Source organism: Candidatus Accumulibacter vicinus (assembly GCF_000584955.1).
Lineage (GTDB): Bacteria > Pseudomonadota > Gammaproteobacteria > Burkholderiales > Rhodocyclaceae > Accumulibacter > Accumulibacter vicinus.
In genome coordinates, this window is sequence record NZ_JDSS02000049.1 from 34,321 (window position 1) to 37,348 (window position 3,028).

Genomic DNA, 3,028 nt, shown 5'->3' on the forward strand with positions numbered 1-3,028 from the left:
GAGGCAGCCGAGGCAGCCGCCGAGCTGGCGGCTCGGGTGAAGGCCAGCGTCGACAACATCGTGGGCGACTTCATCAGCGGCCCGGAGCTGCAGCGCTTTCGCGCGAACCGCATCGCCGAGCAACTTGGGCAGGCCGGCATCGAGGCCACGCCCGAAGGCGTGCTCGGCGCCACGCGCGACGACATCCTGGCTCTGTGGCGAGCGGTGGGCGACGAAGCAAAGCTCGTCGTGGCCGAGCTGTATGACAGCTGGAAAGCGCTGCAAGTCGACATCGCGCAGGGGCAGATCGACGCGTTCTTGCGTGAGCTTGGCGTCAGTGCGCAGGACCTGAGTGCTGCGCTGGACGAGATCAATCCGCCCGCGGAGTCATTGGTCGACGCATGGCGCCGCGGGCGCGCCGAGATGCAGGAGCTTGCGGCGGCACTGGAGGACATCGCCGGCACTCGCGCCACGAGCGCCCTCGACACCCTGCGTGCGACGATCGAGAAGCGCGACGCCTTGCGCGGCGTGATCGGCGGCAATGCAGATCGCATCTTCGATCTGCGCGTCGGCCAAGGTGGCGCACAGGCCGTGCAGCTGCTGCGCCAGCGTGAGGCCGACCTGTGGAGGCAGTTTGCCGGCACGTCGAGCCCCGAGGTCGCGCAGGCCATCACCGATGTGACGCTGCAGCGCATCGGCCTCGAAGGCAGCCTGCAGGCCGACGCCAGCGAAGCCCAGATCGAGGCGCTGCGCAGTCAGATCACGGCGGCAGAGCGTCTGCGCGACCTGGCCGCCGAGATGGGCAGCTTTGTGCTCAGCCTGCAGGCTGGCGAGCTGTCCAACCTGAGCGCATCCGGCCGGCTTGGCGCGGCGCAGCAGCTCTTCGAAAATGCGCTCGGCAGTGGGGATGATGTGCAGGGCAGCGCCCAGGCTCTGCTGCGCCAGGCGCAACAGAACTTCGGCGGCGCGTCGGCGGCCTACAGCGCGGTCTTCGAGGACACGCTGGCCAAGCTGCAGGGCGTCGGCCTCGGTGCCGGCGAGCAGATCAGCGACGCGCAGCGGCAGCTCGACGCGATCTCGCGCGTGGGGGACGCCAGCGATGCGCAGATCGCCGCGCTGGGCGACCTGAACGTCGCATTCTCGGGGCACCTAGGGGTGCTGGACAGCAGCATCGGCGACCAGACCCGCGTGCTGCGCGAGCAGCTGCAGGCGCTGTCCGAGATGGTGGCCAACCAAGAGGCGCAAATCGTGCAGGCTGGCGAGGCATATCAGCGCATGGTGGCAGCGCTCGAAAAGATTGCCGAGGGCGCGAGCGCTTCGGACATTGATCTGGCGCTGAGCGAGGCCGGGCCATGAGCATCGCCGGCCGCGAGATCATCGCGCTCGAGGTGACCGTCACACTGGCCGGCGGTGCGACGCAGACGCATTACTTCGCCACCGAGGGCTTCCGCTCCGGGCCGGCGGACACGCCCGCGGGCACTTACTTCGCGGAGCTGATCGAGAGCGTCGGCGAGTATCGGCGCGAGCTGTTCGGCGGCGCGCGCGTAGCTGGCGCCGTCAAGGCGTCCAGGGGCTCGATCACGTTGATCAATGCAGGCGGTGTGTTGGACAACTTCGCGGCAGCTGGGGCCGGCGGCCTTGTGGTGGCGCGCATCGGCACACCGGGCGCCCAGTACCCGGCCGAGTACGAGACCCTGTTCCGCAGCTACATTGACACCGTCGCCGCCGACTTCCAGTCGGTGCGCCTGACGCTGCGTGATCGTGTCGAGATGCTCGACGCGCCCATCGTGACGGCCCTCTTCCAGGCGAGCGGGGGCCTCGAAGGCACGGTCGGCGCGGGCGCCAAGAAGCAGCTCGTGTTCGGCACGCCGGGCCTTGTCCCGCCGATCCTGATCGACCCGCTGCGGCAGATCTACTACGTCCAGGCGAACGCGACCGATCTCAACACCGTGACCGGCGCCGCCGAGTTCGGCCAGATGTTCGAGGGCGGCTACCCCATCGCACGCGGCGCGCACTACACGCTGGCGGCCGAGCTGCTGGCGGAGGAAGGGCCGGCCCCCGGCACGTGCCGCATGTGGTCCGGCTATGCGGGCGACCTCGATGTGAACGGCATCACTTACGGCTCCGTGGCCGTCGGCGCTGTCTACACCAAGGGGCCCATCTACGTCCGACTCGGCACGCCGCCGGTGTTCGAGTTGCGCTTCGGCGCGGCGGGCTACTTGCAGAACAGCAGTAGCGAGGCGCCGCGCGAGTGGCGCTTCAGCGACTTGTGCAACCGCGCCGGCATGGGCGATGTGCTGCCAGAGACCATGGCGCCCGTGGTCGGCTCCGTGCGCGACTTCGATCTTGGCGCGCGCCTGATCGATGCGGACCAGACGTTTGCGCAGACCATGGACGACCGCGCTGCGGCGCTGTTGGGCACCTACGGCTTCGACGCGCAGGACAGATTCTTCTGTGCCCTGCTTCTCGGCGCCGAGGAGGGCGACGACGCACCGGTATTCGAGCTGACGCAGGACAACGCCAGCGCGTTTGCGCGCACTCCGGTGCCGGGCATGGAGCAGCCCGTCTGGCAGGTGAGCGTACGCGCCGGGAGGTCGCACCCCTCACCGACGGCGGGCGCGGCGTCGCCCGAGATGAAGGACATCCTGAGCCGGCAGGACTACCTGACCACGTTCACCGGCACCTCGGATTCGGTGCGATCCGAATTCCCTCGCGCGGCCAGCGTCTCCCTGGAGATCGATGGACACGACTTCGCGACCGTCGAGACGCAGGAGGCATTCGTGCAGCGCTACGGGCTGCTCTACGGGCAGCAGCGCGACCTGGTGTCACTGACCTGCCACGACTTCGGGCCCTCTGCGCGCGCGGTCGGGATCATGGACAAGGTGACGTTGCGCATCCCGCGTTTCGGGTATGACGCCGGCAAGCCAATGCGCGTGGTCACTGTTGCGCATGACTACCGTGCTCGCACCATCCGGTTCGCCCTGTGGGGTGGCGGCAGTGGCGCGCACGAGTGGGCGCTTGGGGGCGGCAACTTCCCCAGTGGCAGCGG

The 3,028-nt window shown here is 69.0% G+C and carries 2 protein-coding genes; both read left to right on the forward strand.

Features of this window, described 5'->3' with window-relative positions; all coding sequences use genetic code 11:
- On the forward strand, nucleotides 1-1,335 hold a 1,335-nt coding region (locus tag CAPSK01_RS19850; RefSeq protein WP_034930889.1), incomplete at its 5' end, for a hypothetical protein.
- Nucleotides 1,332-3,028, forward strand: a 1,697-nt coding sequence (locus CAPSK01_RS19855; protein WP_034930892.1) for a hypothetical protein, incomplete at its 3' end; no start/stop codon positions are given. The genes CAPSK01_RS19850 and CAPSK01_RS19855, both read left to right, overlap by 4 nt.